The organism is Aeromicrobium sp. P5_D10 (genome assembly GCF_054049535.1).
The window spans coordinates 208,805-233,468 of sequence record NZ_JBFUME010000008.1; the positions used below are offsets into that span (position 1 = coordinate 208,805).

At 66.3% G+C, this 24,664-nt stretch carries 20 protein-coding genes; 15 read left to right on the forward strand and 5 right to left on the reverse strand.

Annotated features, from left to right (window positions below):
* Positions 1 to 91: 91 nt before the first annotated feature.
* Complete coding sequence (locus ACXJKC_RS16405) at positions 92 to 1,549, reverse strand: GuaB1 family IMP dehydrogenase-related protein (protein ID WP_456697815.1); 1,458 nt, start codon at positions 1,547 to 1,549, stop codon at positions 92 to 94.
* Between the two features lie 45 nt (positions 1,550 to 1,594).
* Positions 1,595 to 2,275, reverse strand: coding sequence for a class I SAM-dependent methyltransferase (locus ACXJKC_RS16410; RefSeq protein WP_456697816.1), 681 nt, complete (start codon positions 2,273 to 2,275; stop codon positions 1,595 to 1,597).
* A gap of 49 nt (positions 2,276 to 2,324) precedes the next feature.
* Here ACXJKC_RS16410 and ACXJKC_RS16415 point away from each other — a divergent pair, with 49 nt between their 5' ends.
* Positions 2,325 to 3,041: an oxidoreductase gene (locus tag ACXJKC_RS16415; RefSeq protein ID WP_456697817.1), complete on the forward strand. Its 717-nt coding sequence runs from the start codon at positions 2,325 to 2,327 to the stop codon at positions 3,039 to 3,041.
* Between the two features lie 307 nt (positions 3,042 to 3,348).
* On the opposite strand, the gene ACXJKC_RS16420 is transcribed toward ACXJKC_RS16415, so the two are convergent.
* The gene (locus ACXJKC_RS16420) at positions 3,349 to 4,152 is read right to left on the reverse strand and encodes an HAD family hydrolase (RefSeq protein ID WP_456697818.1); all 804 of its coding nucleotides are present in this window, start codon (positions 4,150 to 4,152) and stop codon (positions 3,349 to 3,351) included.
* Positions 4,153 to 4,256: 104 nt separating this feature from the next.
* On the opposite strand from ACXJKC_RS16420, the gene ssd reads away from it, so the two are divergent.
* The 7 genes from ssd to ACXJKC_RS16455 all read left to right on the forward strand — a co-directional run bounded on the left by ssd (position 4,257) and on the right by ACXJKC_RS16455 (position 8,980).
* The gene (gene ssd, locus ACXJKC_RS16425; RefSeq protein WP_456697819.1) at positions 4,257 to 5,297 is read left to right on the forward strand and encodes a septum site-determining protein Ssd; all 1,041 of its coding nucleotides are present in this window, start codon (positions 4,257 to 4,259) and stop codon (positions 5,295 to 5,297) included.
* Positions 5,294 to 6,436, forward strand: coding sequence for a TadA family conjugal transfer-associated ATPase (locus ACXJKC_RS16430; protein ID WP_456697820.1), 1,143 nt, complete (start codon positions 5,294 to 5,296; stop codon positions 6,434 to 6,436). Before ssd ends, ACXJKC_RS16430 begins: the two co-directional genes overlap by 4 nt.
* Complete coding sequence (locus ACXJKC_RS16435; protein ID WP_456697821.1) at positions 6,433 to 7,224, forward strand: type II secretion system F family protein; 792 nt, start codon at positions 6,433 to 6,435, stop codon at positions 7,222 to 7,224. Before ACXJKC_RS16430 ends, ACXJKC_RS16435 begins: the two co-directional genes overlap by 4 nt.
* Positions 7,221 to 7,919, forward strand: coding sequence for a type II secretion system F family protein (locus ACXJKC_RS16440; RefSeq protein ID WP_456697822.1), 699 nt, complete (start codon positions 7,221 to 7,223; stop codon positions 7,917 to 7,919). Before ACXJKC_RS16435 ends, ACXJKC_RS16440 begins: the two co-directional genes overlap by 4 nt.
* Positions 7,920 to 8,036: 117 nt before the next feature.
* Entirely contained in the window at positions 8,037 to 8,210 is a 174-nt protein-coding gene (locus tag ACXJKC_RS16445) for a DUF4244 domain-containing protein (RefSeq protein WP_456697823.1), read from the forward strand.
* Between the two features lie 57 nt (positions 8,211 to 8,267).
* Positions 8,268 to 8,624, forward strand: coding sequence for a TadE family type IV pilus minor pilin (locus tag ACXJKC_RS16450; RefSeq protein ID WP_456697824.1), 357 nt, complete (start codon positions 8,268 to 8,270; stop codon positions 8,622 to 8,624).
* A 20-nt stretch (positions 8,625 to 8,644) separates the two neighbouring features.
* Entirely contained in the window at positions 8,645 to 8,980 is a 336-nt protein-coding gene (locus ACXJKC_RS16455) for an Rv3654c family TadE-like protein (RefSeq protein ID WP_456697825.1), read from the forward strand.
* On the opposite strand, the gene ACXJKC_RS16460 is transcribed toward ACXJKC_RS16455, so the two are convergent.
* Positions 8,977 to 11,274 carry a DEAD/DEAH box helicase gene (locus ACXJKC_RS16460; RefSeq protein ID WP_456697826.1) on the reverse strand — a complete coding sequence of 766 codons (2,298 nt, stop codon included), beginning with the start codon at positions 11,272 to 11,274 and terminating at the stop codon, positions 8,977 to 8,979. The genes ACXJKC_RS16455 and ACXJKC_RS16460 overlap by 4 nt on opposite strands.
* Positions 11,275 to 11,379: 105 nt before the next feature.
* On the opposite strand from ACXJKC_RS16460, the gene ACXJKC_RS16465 reads away from it, so the two are divergent.
* From ACXJKC_RS16465 to ACXJKC_RS16475, 3 genes are all read left to right on the forward strand, one after another.
* Positions 11,380 to 11,718 carry an STAS domain-containing protein gene (locus ACXJKC_RS16465; RefSeq protein WP_456697827.1) on the forward strand — a complete coding sequence of 113 codons (339 nt, stop codon included), beginning with the start codon at positions 11,380 to 11,382 and terminating at the stop codon, positions 11,716 to 11,718.
* Between the two features lie 104 nt (positions 11,719 to 11,822).
* Positions 11,823 to 14,207, forward strand: a complete 2,385-nt coding sequence (locus ACXJKC_RS16470) for a sodium-translocating pyrophosphatase (protein ID WP_456697828.1) — start codon at positions 11,823 to 11,825, stop codon at positions 14,205 to 14,207.
* A 119-nt stretch (positions 14,208 to 14,326) separates the two neighbouring features.
* Complete coding sequence (locus ACXJKC_RS16475; protein ID WP_456697829.1) at positions 14,327 to 15,793, forward strand: DUF7059 domain-containing protein; 1,467 nt, start codon at positions 14,327 to 14,329, stop codon at positions 15,791 to 15,793.
* Here ACXJKC_RS16475 and ACXJKC_RS16480 read toward each other — a convergent pair.
* Positions 15,745 to 16,986 (reverse strand): MFS transporter, encoded by a 1,242-nt coding sequence (locus ACXJKC_RS16480; RefSeq protein WP_456697830.1) that lies wholly within the window; start codon positions 16,984 to 16,986, stop codon positions 15,745 to 15,747. The genes ACXJKC_RS16475 and ACXJKC_RS16480 overlap by 49 nt on opposite strands.
* 111 nt (positions 16,987 to 17,097) lie before the next feature.
* Between ACXJKC_RS16480 and topA the strand changes: the two genes are divergently transcribed.
* From topA to ACXJKC_RS16500, 4 genes are all read left to right on the forward strand, one after another.
* Positions 17,098 to 19,818 (forward strand): type I DNA topoisomerase, encoded by a 2,721-nt coding sequence (topA, locus tag ACXJKC_RS16485; RefSeq protein WP_456697831.1) that lies wholly within the window; start codon positions 17,098 to 17,100, stop codon positions 19,816 to 19,818.
* Between the two features lie 88 nt (positions 19,819 to 19,906).
* Positions 19,907 to 22,045, forward strand: coding sequence for an adenylate/guanylate cyclase domain-containing protein (locus ACXJKC_RS16490; protein WP_456697832.1), 2,139 nt, complete (start codon positions 19,907 to 19,909; stop codon positions 22,043 to 22,045).
* Entirely contained in the window at positions 22,045 to 23,490 is a 1,446-nt protein-coding gene (locus tag ACXJKC_RS16495) for a mechanosensitive ion channel domain-containing protein (protein ID WP_456697833.1), read from the forward strand. Before ACXJKC_RS16490 ends, ACXJKC_RS16495 begins: the two co-directional genes overlap by 1 nt.
* On the forward strand, positions 23,487 to 24,656 hold the full coding sequence (locus ACXJKC_RS16500) for a low temperature requirement protein A (protein ID WP_456697834.1): 1,170 nt from the start codon (positions 23,487 to 23,489) through the stop codon (positions 24,654 to 24,656). The genes ACXJKC_RS16495 and ACXJKC_RS16500 overlap by 4 nt, the downstream gene beginning before the upstream one ends.
* The last annotated feature ends 8 nt before the right edge of the window (positions 24,657 to 24,664 follow it).

Below are 24,664 nucleotides of genomic sequence, written 5' to 3' on the forward strand. Positions count from 1 at the left end.
TGACCATGGGGCGAGCGAAGCGAGACAGGCGCCTGGGCGAAGCCCAGCAGCGAGGAGGAACGAGTCGCTGGTTGCGGCGGAGCCGCGCGCCCTACCAACTGGCGTTGAGCGGACGTCCCTCGTCGTATCCGGCTGAACTCTGCAGGCCCACGGTCGCGCGTTCGCGGAATTCAGGGATCGACCGGGCGCCGGCGTACGTCGCGCTCGACCGGACGCCCGCAATGATCGCGTCGACGAGATCCTCGACACCGGGTCGTTCGGGATCCAGGAACATCCGCGAGGACGAGATGCCCTCCTCGAACAGCGCCATGCGGGCGCGTTCGAAACCGGCGGCGTCGCGGGTGCGATTGGAGACCGCGCGAGCCGAGGCCATGCCGAACGACTCCTTGTAGGGCCGGCCGTCGGGGCCGACCTTGAGGTCGCCGGGGCTTTCCAGCGTTCCGGCGAACCAGGAGCCGATCATGACGCTCGCAGCTCCGGCGGCCAGGGCCAGCGCGACATCGCGGGGATACCGGACGCCACCATCGGCCCAAACGTGAGCACCGAGTTCACGCGCCGCGTCGGCGCACTCGAGAACGGCCGAGAACTGCGGACGTCCGACGCCGGTCATCATGCGGGTCGTGCACATCGCTCCGGGACCGACACCGACCTTGATGATGTCGGCGCCCTGCGCGACGAGATCGCGTACCCCGCCGGCCGAGACGACGTTGCCGGCAGCGATCGGCACGCGCCGTCCGGAGCTTGCGGCATGGGCGTCACGGGCGGCCGCGACGATCGGGAGGGCGTCGAGCATCTTGACCTGGTGACCGTGCGCGGTGTCGACGACCAGCACGTCGATGCCCATCGCCAGCAGCGCGGCGGCCTTGCCCTCGACATCGCCGTTGATGCCGACAGCGGCGCCGATGACGAGTTGGCCGTCGGGATCGACGGCGGGATCGTAGATCGTCGATCGCAGTGCCGATTTGCGGGTCAGGACGCCGACCAGCTGATCGCCGTCGACGACGGGGGCGAAGTCGATGTGACTCGCGGACATCTCGTTGAAGCACGTCTTCGGGTCGGTGCCTGATTTGAAGGTCAGCACATCGGTTGTCATGACCTCGCGGACCTGGGCGAAACGATCGATCTCGGCGCCGTCGCGCTCGGTCACGATGCCGAGGACCCGGCCGTCCTCGACGACCACGACAGCGCCATGCGCCCGTTTCGGTATGAGGCTCATGGCCTCGCCGATCGTCGTGGCCGGTCCGACCGTCACCGGGGTGTCGTACACCGTGTGGGCGGCTTTGACCCGCGAGATCGTCTCGCTGACGATGTCGAGCGGAATGTCCTGCGGGATGATCGCGATGCCGCCGCGGCGGGCGATCGTCTCGGCCATGCGCTTGCCGGAGATCGCGGTCATATTGGCCACGACGAGCGGGAGGGTCGTCCCGGTGCCGTCTTCGGTGCTCAGGTCGACGTCGAAGCGGCTCGTCACATCGGAGCGGCCCGGCACCATGAAGACGTCGTTGTACGTCAGGTCGAACGAAGGCAGCAGATCATTGAGGAACTTCACCCCCTAACTCTACGGGGGACAGCATTCTGCGGGGATCGTGCAGACTCAGCGGAAGTCGAGCAGCATCGTGTCGGGCGGATCGACGTCCTGGCTCATGCTGGCCTTGTCGACGCGGGCCCGCGTGCAGAACGTCTCGTGCCGCAGCCGCAAGAATCCGGTCTGGCCGCCGTAGCTCATGAACAGCTCACGGACGTCGGTCAGCGCGGCCTCGCTGACCGAGGGGTGTTTCGTGGCCTCGGCGAAGCGGAGCAGGCCCGGCAGATCGAGCTTCTCCCACGAGCCGACGGCATGACTTTCGGGTTCGTGGAACAGTCCCGACGCGCTGAATGTGTCGACCGACGCGGCACCGTGCTCGCGGACGCCGATGATCTCGCGCAGCTTGCGCATCCAGGGGATCGAGTCGTCGTGTCGTCGCGAGATCGTCGACAGCAGTCCGTCGGGTCGCAGCACGCGGGCGTACTCGGCCAGCGCGGTCGGCGACTCACGCAACTCGGGGACGATCACGGCGTCGAACGCGTCGCCGACGAATGGCAGTCGCTCGCCGGAACTGCGGACGTATTGGATCTCCGGGTGGCGGCTTTGGATCACATCGTCGCCTGCGACGACGACCTCATGACCCTGCTCAGCCAGCCGGTAGGCAAGCGAACCGTCGCCGAGGTGCAACACACAGGACAGGCGATCCCCGACCAGCCACTTGGCCGTGCGATCTTCGGGGGAGTCGTTCATTGTGTGAAGGCTACCGCTACCCGTATGAGGCGGCCGGTACGCTTCGGGCGTGTCCGATCCGTTCATCTCGGCTGCCCAGCTCGAGGGCATCCCATCGACCTATGCCGGTACCCGCGACGGCATCGACGGAATCCTGCGCGACCGCGGGCTCCGGCGCAGCACCCCCGACGACACGGCGCGAGCGTTACTGCTCGGCGCCGCGGCGACCGCGAGTCTCGAAGGCAGCACCTTCACGGTCGACGAACTCGCAGCGGGAGGCGGTGACCCGCTCGCCCGCGGCGCGGTGCGCCTGTCGACCGAGCTCCTCGGCCTGCTCCCGGTGTGGAACCGTGCACCCGTCCAGGCGCTGGCACGGATCCACGCCCTCGCCGCAGCCGGCTCCGTCGACGACATCGACCTCGGCCGTCCGGTCAACGCAGAGGGCGTCGCGCGGCTGACCGAACTGGCCTGGATGCTGGGCCAGCCGACCCAGGCGCCCGGTCTGGTCGTCGCGGCTCTCGTCAACGCCGAGATCACGTCGGCGGGCGCATTCGCGACCCACAACGCGATCGTCGGACGTGCGGCGGAGCGACTCGTGCTGGTGTCGAAGGGTGTCGACCCGGCTTCGGTACTGGTGCCTGAAGCCGGTCATGCGGCCGAGCCGGAAGGCTATGCCTCGGCCCTTGCTGCGTACGGCAGCGGCAAGCCGACCGGTGTGCACCAGTGGCTGATGTACGCATCGCAGGCCTTCACCCGGGCGGCTGAGGCTTCCCCGTTGGCCCGCTGACCGCACTGCCCCCAGACATAGGTGGTGGCGCCGACTCTCGGAGGAATCGACGCCACCTGGCCAGCAGGGCGCGGCTACCATGCGTGCTGAATCTGTGCCGTCGCGGCTCCAAATGGATCCTCTGTGGGTTGGAGTCCTGCGAGCGGCCTTCCCATTGAGACGGGTGATCGCCGCGTGGGTACCGGATGCTGTGCCGCTGTGGAGTTGTGATCTACAACTGACTCCTGTCTACGCCAGCGTCGGATGAAACAAAAGGCCTACTCACGCGTAACGTTGTGCGCCTTGATTCACAAGGTCCGGCGGGCGATCACGCCGACGGACGGTACTTCCTGCGGGTCACGAGCGCCACCGCGATAGCGCCCGCGGCGCTGACGGCGGCCGTCGCCGCGGCGGCTTTGCCCACTTTCGTGGTCAGTCCGAGACGTGGGCGCAAGGCGACCGGACGGGCGAACACGAGGATCGGCCAGTCCTTCTCCTGGGCCAGCTTGCGCAGCGTTTTGTCGGGATTGACCGCGAACGGGTGACCGACCGCCTGCAACATCGGCACATCGGTCTCGGAATCGGAGTAGGCGTACGAGTGGGCCAGATCGTAGCCGCGTTCCTCAGCGAGCTGGAGCATCGCAGTGGCCTTGTGCGGGCCGTAGGCGTAGAAGTCGACCTCGCCGGTGTAGCGACCCTCTTCGGCGATGAGCGTCGTGGCGATGACGTGGTCGACGCCGAGCATCGCGCCGATCGGTTCGACCACCTCGGCGCCCGAGGCCGACACGATGATGACGTCGCGGCCTGCGGCCTGGTGCTCTTCGATGAGGGTCACGGCTTCGTCGAACACGATCGGGTCGATGATCGAATGGAGTGTCTCGGCGACTGCCTGGCGGACGACTTCGACGTCCCAGCCCTTGACCATCTGGGTCAGATAGGCGCGCATCTTCTCGAGCTGGTCGTGGTCGGCGCCGCTGATCGAGAACATGAAATTGGCATACGCACTGCGCAGCACGGCGCGACGATTGAGCAGACCGCCGTCGTAGAAGGGCTTGCCGAATGCCAGGGTGCTGGACTTGGCGATGATGGTCTTGTCGAGGTCGAAGAAGGCGGCGGTCCGTGTAGGGCTCACGTGTTCAGGATAGGACGATCCACAACATCGTGGGCGGTCCTGCCATATCCACAACCGGCCATCCGACGCTTTCGGTCCTCGTCATCCGGCGTCATCGTCGAGATATGACCCATGGGACCGCGCCCCTGATTGCGACGAGCGACGAACGGTTGCGTGATCAGGCGCAGCGCTGGTGTGCGGCTCTCGGCGCGGTTCCCGACCTCGTGCACGATCTCACTGGTGTCCGACGATCCTGGCGTCAGGCCGCGGGCGTCATCGTCGGCGAAGACCTCCTCGGCGCTGCCGCCGATGCCGGACTCGCACGACGCGATCATGTGCTTGTTGTCGCCCGGGAGCCGGCCGACTGGTGGACTGCCGCGGTCGCGTTGGGCGCTGAGGCGGTGTGCAGTCCAGATCAGGAGCGGCGGATCCTCGATGCCTTGGCCAGAGCGCTCGACGGCCGCGATGAGGCATGTGTCGTCAGCGTCGTGGGAGGTGCCGGTGGTGCCGGCGCCTCGACCTTGACCGCGGCGCTAGCGCTGGCGGCCGGGCGTCGGGGTCTGCGGTCTTTGGCTGTCGACGCGGATCCTGACGGCGGCGGATTGGAGCTCCTGCTGGGCTCGGAGAGGATTGAAGGTCTGCGCTGGCACGACTTCGCTGCCACCCGTGGCCGGGTCGATACCGGCTCGCTCGTCGAGGTGCTGCCTCGTCATCGCGGGGTCTCGACGCTGTCGTGGAGTCGCGATGAGCGGGGTCCGCTGCCCGAGTCATGGCCGGGAGTGCTCTCGGCGGCGGTACGGGGATTCGATCTGCTTGCGGTCGATGTGCCCCGCCATCTCGACGATCAGGCGGCCGAACTGGTCGGAAGATCGGTGCTGACGCTGCTGGTCGTTCCTGAGGAGATCGGCGCGGTTGCCGCGGCGCGCGGTGTCCTGTCGCGGGCGCGGCGCAGCGCGCCGACTGTCGCGTTGATCTGCGTCGCGCGACCTGGAGGCATCGGTTCAGCAGCGGTTTCCGAGGTCCTTGGTCTACCGGTTCTGGCGCGGCTGCGACACGATCGGCGCATTCGCGGCGCGATAGATCGGGGATACGGCCCGGGACGGTCTCGAACGTTGCGACGTGCCGCCACGACGGTACTCGAGACCTTGGGGCTGGAGTCGACGTGACCGAGCCGTCCCTTCTGGAGCGGGTACGCCGGAGGCTTGCCTCCGCGACGACCGAGCCGACGCCGCACAGTGTGGCCGAGGCGCTGCGGGCCGAACACCAACTGGCGGGCAGCGACACCGTGCTGGCGCTGGTCGACCAGTTGCGCAGCGAATCCCGGGGCGCCGGGTTGCTCGACCCTCTCCTGGAGCGGCCAGGTGTCACCGATGTCTTGGTCAACGGTGCCGAAGCGGTTTTCGTCGATTGCGGCACCGGCCTCGAGCAGGTTCCGGTGCGCTTCACCGACGAGGCCGAGGTGCGACGACTCGCCCAGCGTCTGGCGGCACAAGCGGGTCGACGCCTCGACGATGCCAGTCCGTGGGTCGACGCCCGATTGCGTGACGGCACCCGACTGCACGCGGTCCTCGCGCCATTGGCCAGGCCGGGCACGACCATCTCGTTGCGTGTTCCGGCTCGACGTGCGTTCTCCCTCGACGAGCTGCAGCGGGCCGGTTCGCTCTCGGCCGAGGCGTTGATCTGTCTACGCGAGGTCATCGAGGCGCGGGCGGCGTTCGTCATCTCCGGAGGGACCGGATCGGGCAAGACGACTTTGCTCTCGGCCCTGTTGGCCCAGGTCGATCCGGCCGAACGGATCCTGATCGTCGAGGACGCGACCGAACTGCGACCGGATCATCCACACGTCGTCGGGCTGGAGGCGCGTCCGGCCAATGTGGAGGGAGCCGGACTGGTCACGGTCCGCGATCTCGTCCGCCAGGCCCTGCGCATGCGTCCTGACCGATTGGTGGTCGGAGAAGTACGCGGCGCCGAGGTTGTCGATCTGCTGGCAGCGCTCAACACCGGTCACGAAGGCGGCTGCGGGACCGTGCACGCCAACTCGCCGTCCGACGTCCCGGCGCGTTTCGAGGCGCTCGGCGTCGCCGCAGGGCTGCCGCGCGAGGCCGTCCACAGCCAGTTGGCAGCGAGTATCGATCTGGTGGTCCACGTCGCGCGTCGAGGTGATGGGCTGCGCATCGTCGAGCAGGTGGGAGTCATCCGGCGCGATGCAACCGGGAACGTGGTGTGCGTTCCGGCGTTGACGTTCTCGGACGGCGGCGTCTCGGCCGGACCAGGCCGTGACCGTCTGCTCCAGATCCTCCGATGACGGTGCTGGCGGCGGGTATGTCGATCATCGCGGTAGTGCTGTGGCGTCCGGCCGGTTCGACGTTGGTCCGACACCGCCTCGGCGATGGACGGTTCGTGGTCATGCGTGTCGTGCCATGGGCGGTGGTCGGTGCCGTCGTCGCGTTGGCCCTGGTTGCCGGACTGCCGGGCCCACGACTCGTCGTGGCGGTGACCGTGCTCGGTGTGGCCGGATTCGCGATGCGCCAGCTTCGTGCGGCGAAGGCGCAGCAGCGTCTCCGGCAGCGTCGACATGAAGTGTCGGATCTGCTGGGCCTCATGGCGGCCGAGTTGAGGGCTGGTCTGCTCCCAGCACAGACGTTGACCGGGCTGTGCCGGGACTTCGCCTTTCTGGCGCCTGCGGCGCGAGCGGCAGATCTGGGCGGTGATGTTGCAGCGGCGCTCCGTGAGGCCGGAGGAGTCCCCGGTCGGGAGGTGCTGCGCGAGGTCGGTGCCGCCTGGCACGTCGCAGAGCGGGCTGGGGCACCGCTTGCGGTGGTGCTCGATCGCCTCGAGCAGGCCGTGCGCGACGGCCGCGAGGTCGATCGAGAAGTGCAGGCGGGCGTGGCACCCGCACGGGCCACCGGACGCTTGATGGCGATGTTGCCCCTCGTGGGTCTCATGCTCGGATCGGGCCTCGGCGGGAGCCCGGTCTCGGTCCTGACCAGCTCATGGATCGGTTCTTTGTGTGCCGCGGGCGGATGTCTGCTGGCATGCCTGGGGGTCGCCTGGATCGACCGGATCGCGCTCTCAGCGGAGCGCGTAGGGTGACGGCTGCGGTCCTGGCCGCGCTCGCGGTCTGGTGTGTTGTACCTGGATCCGCTGGTCGACGGGTTGAGTGGCTGACCGGCAAGGAACGGATCGGTCGCCGGGTGGAGCCGCAGTTGATGGCAGCATTGCTCGTGCCGTTGGCCGGTGCGGCGCTTCTCGGCCCGCTGCTCGGCGTCGTCGTGGGTGCGGCGGTCGCGCCGATGGCCTACCGGATCGTGGGCCGGTTGGAGTCGGCAGCCGCACGCCGCCGTGCGGGCGAACTGGCCGCGGCGCTGCCGGCCTCGCTCGATCTCATGGTGTCTGCGCTGGAAGTGGGACGTCCACCGGTCGATGCCTTCGCCCTGGTCGCCGAAGCAACGCCTCCGCCGCTCGGTCCGGAGTTGGCGATCATCGCGAGTCGACTGAGCATTTCGGCCGATCCGGCGATGGTCTGGCGGTCCCTGAGCGTGGATCCGGTCATGGGTGCACTGGGCCGGGCGTTCGGTCGCGCGCAGGCGTCGGGAATGCCGGTCGCCGAGGTTGTGTCGGGCGTGGCGCTGGAGCTGCGGCGTGAACACGCTGCGCGACGTCGCCACCGAAGTCGCCGGGTCGCGGTGCAGACGGCCGCCCCGCTGGGAGCCTGCTTCCTGCCGGCCTTCTTCCTGATCGGGATCGTGCCGGTTCTCGTGGCCTCGTTCGCCTCCCTGATGCCGTGACGTCCACAGTTGCGATGCTCCTTCGAACAGTGTCCCCAGCGGGCGAAGTGGGCCGCAGATCGCAGGTCGCACGGCGCATCTTCTCCATGACAGTCACACCCCATGAGAGGACATCACATGTTGAAGCCACGCAACCGCAAGGAATCCGGAATGACCACTGCCGAATACACCGTGGGCACGCTCGGCGCCTGCACGGTCGGCGGCGTCCTGGTCAAGATCGGCCAGTCCGAGTGGTTCGGCGATCTGGTCAAGGATCTGCTCGACAATATCCCCGACATCCTGCCGTTCTGACCCGATCCCGGGGCGGCACCTGGTGTGCCGCCCCGGCTCAGCCGAAAGGGCAACACCGTGAGACGTTCTCGAGATCAGGGCATGGTGACCGCCGAACTCATGACGATCGCACCATTGGGCGTCGCCTTCGTGTTCTTGCTGTTGTGGATCATTTCGCTTGGCCTGACCCAGGTGCGGGCGACCGATGCATCGCGCGAGGCGGTCAGGATGCTGGCCAGAGGCGAGTCGATCGAGGCCGCACGTACTGCGGCCGAGCGGTTCTCACCGGACGGGGCAAGCGTCCGGGTCACCCAGGAGGGCGGCGCGGTGTCGGTCACGGTCCGGGTCAAGTCGCGCATGCCGGTGCCATTCTTCTCCGGGATCGGCTCCCGCACGATGGAATCGACCTCGGTCGCGATGCGCGAGCAGCCGTGAGAGTGACCGAACGTGGCGCGATGACGATCCAGGCGGCCTGGGCCGCGATCGTCCTGGTGGTGGCGGCACTGGTGATCGTCCAGGTGGCCCAGTTGATACGGATGCGGCATCAGGTCGCGGCGGCTGCGGATCTCGCGGCACTGGCCGGTTCCCAGGCCAGTGTGCGAGGTGAAGACGGCTGCGCGGCAGCCCGGGTGGTCGCGCGGCGCAACGGCGCCAGATTGGCTGCCTGTCGGATGGACTTCGACGTCGCGACCGTGACGGCCCGTGCCACGAGCGGATCCTGGTGGGGCACCCGCTGGACAGCGGAACAGAAGGCAAGGGCGGCCCCCGCCAGCTACCTCACGGAGAACTAGGCAGGCGCATCTTTGAGCAGGGCGTCCAGCAGCTTGATCGCTCCGGCCTTGTCGAGAGGTTCATTGCCGTTGCCGCATTTGGGCGAGTGGACGCACGACGGGCAGCCGCTCGGGCACTCGCATGCGGCGATCGCGTCGCGGGTCACCCGAAGCCACCTGGCGGCCGTCTCGTAGCCCCGCTCGGCGAATCCGGCACCGCCCGGATAGCCGTCGTAGACGAAAACCGTCAGGGTTCCGGTGTCGGGATGCAGCGCTGTCGAGACTCCGCCGATGTCCCAGCGGTCGCAGGTTGCCAGCAGCGGCAACAGACCGATCGCGGCGTGCTCGGCGGCGTGGGCGGCACCCGGCACATCGTCCTTCTCCAGAGCATCGGCGACGGCACCGGGTTCGAGCGTCCACCAGACGGCTTTGGTCTGCAGGCTGCGGGCGGGGAGATCGAGCAACTCCTCGCCGAGGATCCGTCCTCCGGTGGTGCTGCGCTTGAGATACGAGATGACCTGGTTGACGACTTCGACCGAGCCGAATGACATCGCCGCATCGCCCCACCGCACGCTGCGATCAATGGCCAGCACGTCGATCTCGGTCGTCGAGCGCGCCGATGTGGAGTAATCCGGATCGGCGCGGTGCACGATCGCGGCACCGTGCTCGACGTCGTACTCGTCGACGACGTACAGGTCGCCCTGGTGGATGTAGACCGCACCCTCGTGCACCGTGGAATCTGCCGAAGCCGCATCGACCGTGCCGATGAGTCGTCCGGTGGGGGCGTCGACGATCTGCACTGGAGCGCCGCCGCTGGAGCGGATATCGGCCAGATCGCTGGCCCGTTCGCGCTTGGTCCAGAACCATCCGGCTTGCCGTTTGCGAAGCCACCCCGCGGCCTCCAGAGCGGCGACACCCTCGGCCGCCCGTGGACCGAACATCGCGAAATCGTCCTCGGTCAGCGGGATCTCCTGGGCGGCCGCCGCGAGGTGCGGGCCGAGGACATAGGGATTGTCGGGGTCGAAGACCGATGCCTCGACCGGCGTCCCCAGCAGCGCCTCCGGATGGTGGACGAGGAATGTGTCGAGGGGTTCGTCACGCGCGATCAGGATGCCGATCGAGCTGCGGCCCGAGCGTCCGGCGCGACCGAACTGCTGTTGCAGTGCGGCCCTCGTGCCCGGGAAACCGACTGTGATGACGGCATCGAGCCCCGCCACGTCGATCCCGAGCTCGAGCGCATTCGTGCTGGCCAAGCCGAGAAGGTCGCCATTGCGGAGTCGGCGCTCGAGGTCTCGGCGCTCCTCGGGCAGATAGCCGCCGCGGTAGGTCGCGACCCGGCTGACGAGTTCGGGATCGACCTCGCCCAGACGTCGTTGGGCGGTGGCCGCGACGGCCTCGGCTCCGCGCCGGGATCGGACGAAGGCGAGCGTCCGGACCTTGCCGATGACCAGGTCGGTCAGCAGTTCCCCGGCCTCGGTCGTGGCCGAGCGGCGGACGACGCCTTGCGTGTCCTCGCCGAGGCCAGGGAGTATCGGCGGCTCCCACAGTGCGATGGTGCGGGCCGCGTGCGGGGAGGCATCGTCGGTCACCGAGACGACCTGCAATCCGGTGAGTCGGGATGCGAAAACCTCGGGTTCGGCGACAGTCGCCGACGACAGCACGAAGACCGGATCCGCGCCGTAGTGCGCACAGATGCGACGCAACCGACGCAGCACGTGGGCCACGTGGGCGCCGAAGACGCCGCGGTAGTGATGGCACTCGTCGATCACGACGTGGGTCAACCCCGCCAGCAACCTGGTCCAGCGGGCGTGGGCCGGCAGTATCGAGTGGTGCAGGGTGTCGGGATTGGTCAGTACGTAATTGGCATGGTCGCGGGCCCAGGCCCGTTCTTCGCGGGAGTTGTCGCCGTCGACCGTCGCGGCCCGTACGAACCCCGACGCGCCGGCGAGTCGGCGTAGTTGGTCGGCGGCCAGCGCCTTGGTCGGCGCGAGGTACAGCACTGTCGGCATGCGATGGCCGTGCAGCGGGCTGCCTGACCGTCCGGCCTGGAGACTCGTGAGTGCAGGTACCTGGAATACCAGCGATTTCCCGGACGCGGTGCCAGTCGAGATGACGGTGTGACGACGCTGGTTGACGTGGTGGAGCGCTTCGGCCTGATGGCCCCACAAGGCGGTGATGCCTTCGCCGGCGTACAGATCGCGCACAACGGGATCGACCCAATCGGGCCAGGGTTCGATGACTGCCTCACGGGCCGGCACTTGTTCGACGTGCGTCACCCGTTCGCCATAGCGCAGCACGAGGTCAGCAGGGTCCACGTGCCGAGTCTCCCAGAGTGGGTTCAAGCGGCGGTCATCGTGCAGCGGGCGGCGAAGAAGGCGACAATGTCTCTGTCCGCGAATGAGGGAACGAGGGAGATGACCATGGAGCTGGCACTGACGTCTCGCACAGACGGTGACTTCGAGATCATCGAAGTCGGCGGCGAGATCGACGTCTACACCGCACCGCGGCTGCGGGAAGCGATCGTCGCGGCCGTCGATGCCGGGCATTCCAGGCTGATCATCGACGTGCGTCGGGTGGACTTCCTCGATTCGACCGGACTCGGTGTGCTCGTCGGTGCGCTCAAGCGGGTCCGGGCGGACGGCGGCTCGCTCGACATCGTGTGCACGCAGGAGCGGATTTTGAAGATCTTCCAGATCACCGGACTCGACAAGGTATTCGGTCTGCATGTCTCGATCGAAGAGGCACGTTCGGCCACGTAGTGAGAAAGATCGCCCGCCGGGACCGTCTGGGCATGTAACGTGCGTCACGCGGCCTGCCCGCCAGTCCGCAGCAAGTTCATGTCTGAACCTCTGGAGGATTTTTCATGGCGAGTGCAACATTCGTTGCGGCGGCCGGTGACCTCGAGCTCACCGACGGCAACACCTACTGGGTTGCCGGTGTCGCTGCGATCGGCGTCATCGCGCTGATCATGGCCGCAGTTTTCCGGGCCGAAGTGCTGAAGGCTTCGGTCGGTACCGAGAAGATGCAAGAGATCGGTCAGGCGGTACAGGAAGGAGCGGCGGCGTACCTCGGGCGCATGTTCAAGACGCTCGCGGTGTTCGCCGTCTTGGCGTTCGGCGTTCTGTTCCTGCTGCCCGGCGATGCCGAGATCCGGATCGGCAGATCGATCTACTTCTTGTTGGGCGCCGGATTCTCCGCGTTGATCGGCTACATCGGCATGTGGCTTGCCACGCGGGCCAATATCCGCGTCGCCGCAGCAGCCCAGAACGACGGCCGCGAAGCCGCCATGAGGATCGCCTTCCGTACCGGTGCGACGGTCGGCATGCTGACCGTGGGCCTCGGCCTGGTCGGTGCCGCGTCGGTCGTCCTGATCTACGAAGGCGATGCGCCTCGGGTCCTGGAGGGCTTCGGCTTCGGCGCGGCGCTGCTTGCGATGTTCATGCGTGTCGGCGGAGGCATCTTCACCAAGGCCGCCGATGTCGGAGCCGACCTCGTGGGCAAGGTCGAGAAGAACATCCCCGAGGACGATCCGCGCAATGCCGCGACGATCGCCGACAATGTGGGCGACAACGTCGGTGACTGCGCCGGAATGGCCGCCGACCTGTTCGAGTCGTATGCCGTCACGCTGGTGGCGGCACTGATCCTGGGCTCGGTCGCATTCGGCCAAGAGGGCCTGGTCCTGCCGCTCGTCATCCCGGCGATCGGTGCGATCACCGCGCTGCTGGGTGTGTACTTCACCCGACCGCGCGCAGGCGAAGGCGGGTTGAAGACGATCAACCGGTCGTTCTACCTGTCGGCGGTCATCTCTGCGGTCGGTGCGAGCGCCTTCGCGTGGTTCTACCTGCCCTCGTCATTCGAGGGATTGAGCGGTGCCGGTGGCAGCACCGTCATCGAGCAGGTCTTCGCCCAGAACGTGCCATTGCAGTCCGCGGTCGACAGCGATCCGCGCTGGATCGCGATCATCGCGGTGCTGATCGGCATCGTGCTGGCGGCCATCATCTTGGCGCTGACGGGCTACTTCACCGGCACCGAGACGCGTCCGGTGCAAGATGTCGCCAAGACGTCCCGCACGGGCGCCGCGACGGTGGTGCTCTCGGGCCTCTCCGTCGGCTTCGAGTCGGCGGTCTACACGGCACTGGTCATCGGTGCGGCAGTGTTCGGCGCCTTCCTGTTGGGCAGCGGCTCGGTCATCGTGTCGCTGTTCGCGGTCGCCCTGGCCGGATGCGGACTGCTCACGACAGTCGGCGTGATCGTTGCGATGGACACCTTCGGCCCGGTCAGCGACAACGCACAGGGCATCGCCGAGATGTCGGGCGATGTCGACGAGCAGGGTGCGCAGATCCTGACCGAACTCGACGCTGTCGGCAACACGACCAAGGCCATCACGAAGGGCATCGCGATCGCGACGGCGGTATTGGCCGCGACGGCACTGTTCGGTGCCTTCACCGATGCGATCAAGGACGCGATCACCGATCTGGGTGGCGGCGCCGGTGATACGACGTTCAAGATCGGCGACTTCCTGGCGACTCTCGGTGTGTTCAATGTCGCCGATCCGAGCAATCTGGTCGGCCTCCTGATCGGCGCCGCAGTCGTGTTCTTGTTCTCCGGTCTGGCGATCAACGCGGTCGGCCGGGCTGCCGGTGCCGTCGTGTTCGAGGTGCGCCGTCAGTTCCGCGATATCCCCGGAATCATGGAAGGCACGGGACGTCCCGAGTACGGCAAGGTCGTCGACATCTGCACACGTGACTCATTGCGTGAGCTGGCGACGCCGGGCATCTTGGCGATCTTCGCCCCGATCGCGGTCGGATTCGGTCTCGGCGTCGGGCCGCTCGGTGCCTATCTGGCCGGCGCGATCGCGACCGGCACGCTCATGGCGGTGTTCCTGGCCAACTCCGGTGGTGCCTGGGACAACGCCAAGAAGCTCGTCGAGGACGGTAACCACGGCGGCAAGGGATCGCTCGCACATGAGGCGACGATCATCGGCGACACGGTCGGTGACCCGTTCAAGGACACCGCCGGCCCCGCGATCAACCCGTTGCTCAAGGTCATGAACCTGGTGGCTCTGCTGATCGTCCCGCTGATCATCAAGTACACCTACGGCGACGATGCCAGCGATGCGCTGCGCTACTCGATCGCAGGTTTCGCGGTGCTGATCATCGCGGTCGCGGTCGGAATCGCCCGTTCCCGCCCGATCGCCCTGGACCCCTCGGAAGGTGAGGAAGAGGTTTCTGAGGAAGCCACCGTCTGAAGTCCGCGAGTGGTGCGAAGTGGTCAAAGTGGGACGGCGTGTCGGTCCAGAACGCGCCGGTCGGGACCGCTTTTGCACCACTCGCGGGATCGGGGGGATGAGTCTGGGAGGGTTGCCAGGTGCTTTCTGACTCAGTTGTTCCTTCTCTTCGTTCGGCTTTGAGCCGGGCTCACTTCACGGTCGATGCCGTCTACGCTCTCCTCGGCGACGATGCGCACCGTGCGCTGGGGCGCAATCAGATCGTGCCCGCGCTGCGCGCGACCCGCGGTGGCGGTGACCTGGCAACGCTCGTGCGGCTGTTCGCGCTGCAAGTTCCGGTCGACCGGACGAGCATCGACGCGGTACTGCCCGGCCTGATCGATCCGCTTGTCGAGGCAGGTCTGTTGCAAGCGTCCGCCGGTGAGATTTCGGCGCTGGTCGACATCCGGCCGTACGGCGACGAGGATCACGACTGGTGGATCGTGTGCGATCAGACACCGGGTCTGGACGGACGCCAGTCGCGGATGGACCCTTCCCACGTGCTCGGCATCAGCGAGGCGTCGTCCTCCCTGGCTCAACTCACGATCCGCGAACCGATCGGCCGCGCGCTTGATCTCGGCACCGGTTGCGGTGTGCAGGCCCTGCACCTGACGCAGCATGCTCGCAAGGTCGTCGCGACCGATGTCAATCCGCGGGCGCTGGCGATGGCCCGATTGACGGCCAAGCTCAACGAGGTCGACATCGATGTCCGAGATGGCAGTCTGTTCGATCCCGTCGCAGGTGAGAAGTTCGATCTGATCGCGACCAACCCGCCGTTCGTCATCTCGCCGCCCGGCAGTCAGGTACTCGTGTACCGCGACTCCGGTATGCCCGGTGACAGCGTCGTGCGGCATCTGGTCGAGAACGCCGACTCCCACCTCAATCCCGGTGGGTGGTGCCAGATTCTGGCGAACTGGGCCCATCGTCGCGGCACGGCATGGGAGGACGAACTGGGCCAGTGGCTCGAGGGACGCCCGTTGGACGCGTGGATCCTGCAGCGCGAGCTCGTCGATCCGGCGGCGTACGTCGAGATGTGGCTGTCCGATGCCGGACTGGCGAATGCGCCGGACTACCTGCAGCGCTATGACGACTGGCTCACCTGGTTTGACGCCGAAGGGATCGAGGCGATCGGATTCGGCTGGCTGAGCCTGCGCAAGACCGATCGGGCACCGATCCACCGCCTGGAGGAATGGACCGGGGAGATCGCCCAACCGGTTGGTCCGGGCATCGAGGCATGGGGTCGCAGGATCGAGTCATTGCGGGGCGCCGATGACGACGCGCTGCTCGACCGACCACTGCGCCAGGCCTTCGACCTGGTCCAGGAGACCCGGGGTGCGGCGGGAGCGGACGATCCGGAGAGCATCGTGATCCGCTTGCAGCACGGCGTCCGCCGGACTCGTCAGGTCGACACGATCGAGGCCGGGCTGGTCGGCGCGAGCGATGGCGAACTGACCTCGGGTCAGATCCTGGACGCGTTGGCCTCGCTACTCGGCCGGGATCCGGTCGAACTGCGACAGACCTACGCGTCGTCGGTCAGGGAACTGGCCGAAGAAGGCTTCTTGGTCTGATCGCCGACGGGAGGCGCTTCGACGGGCCGGGGCCGGAAGGTGGGGATCAGCTGGCCGCCCAGCGCCAGGATCGCGATCGCCGCGGCGACCGATCCGCCGAGCGCGAAGCCGCCCCAGGCACCCACGCCGTCGATGGCCGAACCGACGACCGGTGCACTCGCGGCACCGCCGAGGGTGAACGACGTGCCTTGCCAGCCCATCGCCTCGCCGCGGCGGCGCTCGGGTACGAGCTTGGCGATCCATTCGCCGGCGGCGGTCATCGTCGGCGCGCACAGGAGCCCGGCCGGAATAACCCACAGCGATAGCGACCAGACTTGACTGCCCAGGCCCACAGGGATCGTGGCGAGACCGAGTGCCAACAGCAGATAGGTCGGCCGGATCGATGTGTGCCAAGCGCCGTAGACCAGGCCGCCGACCAGTGACGACAGTCCCCACAGGCCGTAGACGATCCAGACCGACCCGACCTCGTCGAGTTCGCGCAACTGCGCGACGATGCCGAGATCGGTCGCCATCAGCGCGATCATCGCGCCGGCGGAGATGAAGAACAAGAATGCGAGCGGAACCGACATCCACGTGGTGACGTCGTCAGTTGGTTCGGTCTCGTGACCCGGCGCCGACTTGGTCGGGGGATTGAGCCACAGGAACAGCACTCCCGCGATGCCCTCGCACACACCGATCGCGATGAGTGCCGGACCGCCGCCGGCGGTCGTGACGATCACGGCGCCCACAGCCGGACCGATGATGAAGCTCGCCTCGGCGATGACACTGTCGAAGGAGAACGCCGTGCGACGCTGGTCCTCGGTGACCATGACCGACAAGGCGAGCCGCACGATCGAGAAGATCGGGATCAAGAAGATGCCCATCAAGAACGCGAGCGGGATCAGCCAGACGTAGGTCGCGATCGTCGCGAGGGGGTACAGGACCAAAACCGCGATGACTGACGGGACGACGGCCCGGCGCATGCCGAGTCGATCGATCAGACGTCCGCGCCACGGCGCACCGACTGCCATGCCGATCGTGCTGGACGCGGCGATGACACCGGCTTCGGTGTAGGTGCCGCCCAGTTCATCGACAACGTGAAGGGTCAGAACCAGAGGCGCGGCCATGGCCGGGATACGGGCGAAGAACGCCGCGATGAACAATGATCGGACAGAACGGTCCGCCCACAGTCGTGCATATCCCGAAAAAGCCACAAGCTATCTTCGCACTGGGCACCGACACTGTTTTACGCTCGCCGTGGAGAACCTGTCGCACATCACATCCGACCCTGCGGTGAGCGAAGGCTTGACATCACGCGTTAGCGTATGCCCGTCCGACCACTACAGGAGTTCCTCTTGACCTCGCTCGTCATCGTCGAGTCCCCCAACAAGGTCCGCAGCATCGCGGGCTACCTCGGGGACGGCTACGTCGTGGACTCGTCCGTCGGCCATATCCGGGACCTCCCGCGCGGTGCTGACGAGGTGCCGGCCAAGTTCAAGGGCGAGACCTGGGCCCGTCTCGGCGTCAATATCGACTCGGCGTTCGAACCCATCTATGTCGTGTCTGCCGACAAGAAGTCGCAGATGACCAAGCTCAAGAAGCTGCTCAAGGACGCCGATGAACTCGTCCTGGCGACAGATGAGGACCGCGAGGGCGAGGCCATCGCGTGGCACCTGTACGACGAGCTCAAACCGACTGTCCCGGTCAAGCGGATCGTCTTCAACGAGATCACCAAGGACGCGATCCAGTACGCGATCGCCCATCCCCGCGAGATCGACATGGACCTGGTCGATGCGCAGGAGGCACGCCGCATCCTCGACCGCCTGTACGGCTACGAGGTCAGCCCGGTGCTGTGGAAGAAGGTCATGAGCGGCCTGTCTGCGGGACGCGTCCAGTCCGTCGCGACCCGCCTGGTCGTCGAGCGCGAACGCGAGCGGATGGCGTTCAAGATCGCGTCGTACTGGGACCTCGAGGCCACGTTCGACGCCGGCGAGGGCTTCGACCCGCGTCAGTTCCCGGCCAAGCTGTTCAGCGTCGACGGCAAACGGATCGCCTCGGGCAGCAACTTCGACAACACCGGTGCGCTGACGTCCGACAAGGTCGCGCATCTGGACGAGACACAGGCCGGGGTGCTCGCCGAGGCGCTGGCCGACCAGGCCTTCACGGTCCGGTCCGTCGAGGAGAAGCCCTACACCCGCCGTCCCTACGCCCCGTTCCGCACCACGACGATGCAGCAGGAGGCCTCGCGCAAGTTCGGCTTCGGCGCCGCCCGCACTATGCAGGTCGCGCAGCGCCTGTACGAAGGCGGTCACATCACGTATATGCGTACCGACTCCACGACCCTGTCGCAGACCGCGCTCACCGCGGCCCGTGCCCAGGTGCTGGAGCTGTACGGCCAGCCGTACCTGCCCGAGAAGCCGCGCGTGTACGCCAGCAAGGTCAAGAACGCCCAAGAGGCGCACGAGGCGATTCGTCCGGCCGGCGAGAAGTTCAAGACTCCTGAGCAGACCGGACTGTCGGGTGACGAGCGCCGCCTCTACGAGCTGATCTGGAAGCGCACGATCGCCAGCCAGATGAACGATGCCAAGGGAAACTCGGTCTCGATCCGCATCGGTGCGAAGGCAAGCACGGGCCAAGACGTCGTGTTCGGCTCATCAGGCCGCACGATCACGTTCTACGGTTTCCTCAAGGCGTACGTCGAGTCGCACGACGACTCCGATGCCGAAGGCGATGACCAGCAGACCAAGCTGCCCAATCTGTCGGAGGGCCAGACCGTCACGGCCGCCGAGCTCGGCAAGGCCGGTCACGAGACCAAGCCGCCTTCGAGGTTCACCGAAGCCTCGCTGATCAGCGAGCTGGAGACCCGCGAGATCGGTCGTCCGTCGACGTACGCCTCGATCGTCGGCACGATCCAGAACCGCGGCTACGTCTACAAGAAGGGCACGGCGCTCGTGCCGGCCTGGATCGCGTTCTCGGTGATCCGCCTGATGGAGCAGCACTTCGGACGCTTGATCGAGTACTCGTTCACCGCCGAGCTCGAAGACGTCCTCGACGAGGTGGCCGGTGGTCGTGAGGAACGCCTCAACGTCCTCAACGGATTCTGGACCGGCACAGGTGACGGCGACACCGGTCTCAAGCGGCTGGTCGAGAACCTCCCCGACATCGACGCTCGAGGACTCGCGACGTTCCCCCTCGGCGACGACATCGCCCTACGCGTAGGCCGCTACGGCCCGTACGTCGAAGGTCCGCCGTTCACCGAGGACGCTGAGGGCAAGAAGGTGCCGACCCGCGCCAACGTCCCCGACGACCTGCCGCCCGACGAGCTGACGCTCGAGAAGGCCAAGGAGCTGCTGGCGAACCCGTCGGGCGTCGAGCGGGTGCTGGGCAAGCACCCCGAGACCGGTCTGGAGATCACCGCCAAGAGCGGAAGATTCGGCCCGTACGTCACGGAAGCCCTCCCAGAGGGTGCCAAGAAGGCCGACAAGCCGCGCACCGCGAGCCTGTTCAAGAGCATGGATCTCGACACCATCACGCTCGAGGATGCCGTGCAGCTACTGACGCTGCCCCGAGTCGTCTATGTCGAAGACGGTGTCGAGGTCACGGCGCAGAACGGCCGGTACGGGCCGTACCTCAAGAAGGGCACCGACTCACGCTCGCTCGAACGTGAGGAGCAGTTGCTCACGATCACCGAGGACGAGGTCAAGGCGATCTACGCACAGCCCAAGACCTACGGACGCAAGGCTGCTGCGGCTCCCTTGAAGGAGCTCGGCAATGATCCGGTCAGCGGCAGCCCCGTGGTGGCCAAGGACGGCCGGTTCGGCATGTACGTGACCGACGGCGAATACAACGCAACCCTGCGCAAGGACGATTCGCTGGAGACCCTGACGCCCGAACGGGCCTTCGAACTGCTCGCCGAGCGTCGTGCCAAGGGCCCGGCCAAGAAGGGTGCCAAGAAGACCACCAAGAAGGCTGCAGCGAAAAAGACCACGAAGAAGACGACGGCCAAGAAGACCACAACCAAGAAGGCCGCTACCAAGAAGTCGTGACGATGCGGGCCGAGAAAAAAATAAGGTAAGTCGCGAAACAGCCGGGATGTCGTAGGCGCACGGCCCATCGCGTCCCAAAATGGCCGGTATGAGCGAAGGCCAGTCGGCTCGCAGATTCCGCCCGCGCGGATTCGGCAGCATTCAGTCCAAGCTGTTGATCATGCTGCTCGTGTCGAGCATCCTGTCGGCCGGGGTCGTGGGCTTCTTCGCCTATCGAACCGGCACCCAGGCGCTACGCGATGACGCCTTCGAGCGGTTGGCCGAGCTGCGTGTCGAACGTACCCGGGCGATCCAGAACTACGCGGAGCGGCAGAAATCGTCCGCGATCATCAACAGTCGCGGCCTGGCCGTCGACGCTCTGAAGGCATTCGGGCCGGCGTACGAGCAACTGCGTGACAAAGAGATCACCGAAGCGCAGAAGACGACCCTCGTGGACTACTACACAAAGGAGTTCGTCCCCGAACTGCAGAAGTTCTCTGACGGGACGGTCCAGGCCGACTCCTTCTTGCCGACGACCGGTGCCCGCCAGTATCTCCAAACCTTCTATACCGCGGCGAGCAGCGATTTCGACGAGAAGCTGAAGCTCGACGACGCGGGAGACGGCAGCGCCTGGAGCAAGGCCAATGCGAAATACAATCCGTTCTTCCGCGAGGTCATCGGCGGCTCAGGCGCCGACGACATCATGATCCTCAATCTCGAGGGCGATATCGTCTACACGGCGTACAAGGGCGTCGACCTGGGCAGCAACATCAAACGGGGAGAGTTCCGCGGTGGCGGTCTCGAGAAGGTCTTCGACGAAGCGGTCCGCTCCAACTCGCGCGATTACGTCGCTGTCAGCGACTTCGAGCTCTACCAGCCCTCGTACAACCTGGCGGCGGGTTTCGTCGCATCCCCGATCGCAGACGGGGCCGAGATCATCGGTGTGTACGTCGCGCAGATCCCGATCGCCGGGATCAACGCGCTCATGACGGGCAGTTCCGATCCCACCAAGGTGGTCGGTCTGGGTGACACCGGTGAGACCTACCTCGGAGGTCCGGATGCTCTGATGCGTTCGAACTCGCGCGAACTCATCGATAATCCGAAGAAGTACGCCAAGGACGCGATCGACCGCGGGACGTCGCGAGAGACCGTCGACCGGGTTCTCGAGGCCGGGAGCACCGTCATGTTGCAGCCGTTGAAGTCGGTTGCGCAGGATCGTGCCAGTGATGGCAAGTCGGGCACGATCATCACGACCGACTATTTGGGCAATGAGGTTCTCGACTCGTACGGCCCGGCCGGCATCAAGGGGCTCGACTGGACAGTTATCGCCAAGATGAACACGTCGGAGGCATTCGCGCCGGTCCGCGATTTCGCCAGGAACATCCTGCTCGCCACAGCCGTCATGGTGCTGCTTGTCTCGGCCGCCTCGGTGCTTATGGCGCGCGTCTTCACGACGCCGCTCAACCGGTTGCTGACCGGGGTGCGTGCCGTCGCGGGAGGTGATCTGGGTGCACAGGTCGACGCGAGCTCTCGTGACGAGTTCGGAGATCTCGGCGCTGCGTTCAACGACATGAGTCTGAGCCTGGCGTCCAAACAGGAGGCGCTCGAAGCGCAGCAGTCCGAGAACGAACGGCTGCTGAAGTCGCTGATGCCAGACACCGTCGTCAAGCGCTACCGCGGCGGCGAGACCGAGATCTCCGACGAGCACCAGAACGTCTCGGTCGTGTTCACCGAGATCGAAGGATTTGACGCGTTCGCCGACAAACTGCCGTCGGCAGAAGCATTGAAGTTGCTCAACGACCTCTCGCGCGGATTCGACGAGGCGGGGGCCAAAGCAGGTATCGAGAAGGTGCGCAGCTCAGGTACGAGCTTCGTGGCCAGCAGCGGACTGGTCGTACAGCGCGTCGACCATGTGCGACGTGTCGTCGACTTCGCGATCGAGGTCGCCGCGATGGTCGAGCGGTTCAATACCCAGAACGAGGCCTCGCTGGTCCTGCGTGCCGGTGTCGACTGCGGCGATGTGCGCAGTGGCTTGATCGGGCGAAGCGATGTCGTCTACAACTTGTGGGGCGACGCCGTGAGCCTGGCCTACCGGGTCCGGACGGTCGCCGGTGATGCCGGAATCTACGTGACCGATTCGATCCGAGAACGACTTGCCGGGGCGTACTCGTTCGAACAGGTCGGCACTGTCAACTCCGACGAAGGCGAATATCCGGTCTGGCGGCTGGTAGGCAGGGGCTCGCGCTGATGCTGGACTTCACAGGACAGTCGTGGTTTGCCTGGTCGATAGCGCTCATCGTCGGGCTGCCGGTGACTGTCCTGGTCCTGTCGGAGGTCCATCTGCGCCTGCAACGCGCCGGCAGCCCGCTGGCCAAGCCGGTCAACCGTATGCGGATCTGGCTGATGCCTCTCGTCGCACTCCTGATCCTGCTCGCCAAGGCGGGCGAAGTCTCCAGAGACAATGACGGGCTGCGGGTCGTCGCGACGCTGGTCGGCATCATCGCGGTGTCGGTCGGTCTCGCGACGCTCAATGCGATGCTGTTCGGCAATGCGACCGAGGGCACCTGGCGAGACCGGCTTCCGAGTATCTTCATCGACCTCGGCCGTCTGATCCTGATCGTCCTCGGCGCAGCCGTCGTGGCGTCCTTCGTATGGGGCCTTGACGTGGGCGGGTTGTTCGCAGCGCTCGGCGTCGGCTCGATCGTCATCGGTCTGGCATTGCAGACCGCGATCGGCAGCGTCGTGTCGGGTCTGCTGCTGCTGTTCGAGCAGCCCTTCTCGATCGGCGACTCCCTCCAGGTCGGAGGAGTCGAGGGCAAGGTCGTCGAGATGAACTGGCGCTCGACCCACATCGATATCGGTTCCGGCACGCAGATCATCCCCAATGCCACGATCGCGGCGGCGTCATTCGCCAATCTCAGTCGGCCGACTCCCGCGCACGATCTGGTCGTCACGTCGTCATTCGAGCCGACTGATCCGCCGCACGCCGTCACGGCGACCCTGCTGAGAGTCGCCAACTGCTCGACCTTCCTGCGCTCCGGAGCCAGGCCGTCGGTCAGGGTGCTCGGTGAGGGGAAGTACGCTACCGTCCTGCCGCTGCACATCGCGAGTGACAGCGCTGCTGCCCAGTCGCAGTTCCTCGGCTGGCTCTGGTACGCGTCCAGGCGTGACGAAGTCTCGCTGGATGGCGCGATCTTCGAACAACGTCCACGGGAGGAGACGATCGAGATGCTCGGAAACTTCTCCACCACGTTGGAGGTCAGCGCGGACGAGATCGAGGAGATCGCCGGCGAATGCGAGATCGAGACGTTCGGCCAAGGTGAGGTCATCGTGTGGGAGGGTGCGGTCCCGGCCCGGTTCTCGTTGATCGTCTCGGGTCTCGTGAGGGTCACGGCCAAGTCGACCGACGGTGCGACCGTCCAGGTCAGTGAACAGGACAGAGGAGAGATCGTCGGAACATCGGCGCTGCTGCGAGAACCCTCCCCGACACAGAGTGAAGCGGCCACGATCGTGGAGGTGCTGCAGGTGCCCATGAGTGTGATCGACCGGCTCGCGGCGTCCAAGCCGTCCCTTGCCCGAACTCTCAACGACCTGCTGCAGACCCGTCGCAATCAGGTCCGGACCGCATTCGACGAGATCAACGCCAGCACCGAGATGCTGACTCCTCTCACGCCCATGCGGGCGAAGCGATGATCGCCCGTATCGTGCGACCGCTGGGTCCTCGCGATCCGCACGAACGGCACCGCACGGCCTCTCCGCTCGAACTGTTCACGGATCTTTGTTTCGTCGTCGCGATCGCCCAGGGTGCAGCTTCCCTGCACCACGAGGTGGCCGAAGGGCATGCCGGTCACGGAATCGTGTGGTTCGCGGTGTCGTTCTTCGCGATCTATTGGACCTGGCTCAATTTCGCCTGGTTCAACTCGGCGTACGACTCAGATGACACGCTGCACCGGCTATTGACGCTGCTGCAGATCCTGGGATCGCTGGTGTTGGCCGCCGGGGTGCCGAGATTCTTCGACGAAGACATGACACTCGGCATCGTCGGCTACGTCATCATGCGCATCGGGCTGGTGCTGATGTGGTTGCGAGCCGCGGCCGGCCACCCGGAGCGCCGCACCACAGCGCTGCGATATGCCTATTCACTCCTGTGTGTTCAGGTCGTCTGGGTTGCGGCGTTGCTCGCGACCGGCGGGCACATTCCGTTGTGGCTCTTCTTGGCAGTGGGGGTACTGGATTTCGCGGTGCCGTCGTTCGCCGAGCGCAGCGGGACGACGCCGTGGCATCCGCACCACATCGCCGAACGGTACGGATTGCTCTTCCTCATCGTGCTCGGGGAGACGATCCTGTCGGTCACGATCGCCCTGCAGAGCGCTTTCGATGCCGAGCATCCGCCAGCACAGCTTTGGTACGTCGTCGCCGGCGGCGTATTGGTGACGTTCAGTGCATGGTGGCTGTACTTCTCCCGTGAGAACGGCAACATCCTGACCGACAACCGGGTCGGATACGTATGGGGATTCGGCCACTACATCATCTTCGGCTCAGCCGCGGCCGTCGGCGCGGGCCTGGCCGCCCGTATCGATTTCTACGGCCACCACGCAGAGGCCTCTGACGTGGTCAGCAGCGCCTTCGTCACGGGTCCGGTAGCGGCATTCCTCGCGGCGTTGTGGCTGATCTCGATCCGTTTCCACGATCCGTCACCGCGGACAGCGGTGCCGTTCCTGATCGCGGTGACGTCGGTCGTCGCGGTGACATTCGTGCCGAAGTCCGAACTGTGGGCCGGGCTGATCTGCGTCGCGCTCCTGGTCGTCGAGTTGCGACTGACCGCTGACGACCGTGAACCTGTCAGTAGCAGCTCTTAGCATCGGAC

Coding starts and splice junctions, on each gene's coding strand:
- ACXJKC_RS16410 (WP_456697816.1), bottom strand. CDS start 2,275: ATGAACGACTCCCCCGAAGATCGCACGGCCAAGTGGCTGGTCGGGGAT.
- ssd (WP_456697819.1), top strand. CDS start 4,257: ATGACCCATGGGACCGCGCCCCTGATTGCGACGAGCGACGAACGGTTG.
- ACXJKC_RS16435 (WP_456697821.1), top strand. CDS start 6,433: ATGACGGTGCTGGCGGCGGGTATGTCGATCATCGCGGTAGTGCTGTGG.
- ACXJKC_RS16445 (WP_456697823.1), top strand. CDS start 8,037: ATGTTGAAGCCACGCAACCGCAAGGAATCCGGAATGACCACTGCCGAA.
- ACXJKC_RS16455 (WP_456697825.1), top strand. CDS start 8,645: ATGACGATCCAGGCGGCCTGGGCCGCGATCGTCCTGGTGGTGGCGGCA.
- ACXJKC_RS16465 (WP_456697827.1), top strand. CDS start 11,380: ATGGAGCTGGCACTGACGTCTCGCACAGACGGTGACTTCGAGATCATC.
- ACXJKC_RS16470 (WP_456697828.1), top strand. CDS start 11,823: ATGGCGAGTGCAACATTCGTTGCGGCGGCCGGTGACCTCGAGCTCACC.
- topA (WP_456697831.1), top strand. CDS start 17,098: ATGCCCGTCCGACCACTACAGGAGTTCCTCTTGACCTCGCTCGTCATC.
- ACXJKC_RS16490 (WP_456697832.1), top strand. CDS start 19,907: ATGAGCGAAGGCCAGTCGGCTCGCAGATTCCGCCCGCGCGGATTCGGC.
- ACXJKC_RS16495 (WP_456697833.1), top strand. CDS start 22,045: ATGCTGGACTTCACAGGACAGTCGTGGTTTGCCTGGTCGATAGCGCTC.
- ACXJKC_RS16500 (WP_456697834.1), top strand. CDS start 23,487: ATGATCGCCCGTATCGTGCGACCGCTGGGTCCTCGCGATCCGCACGAA.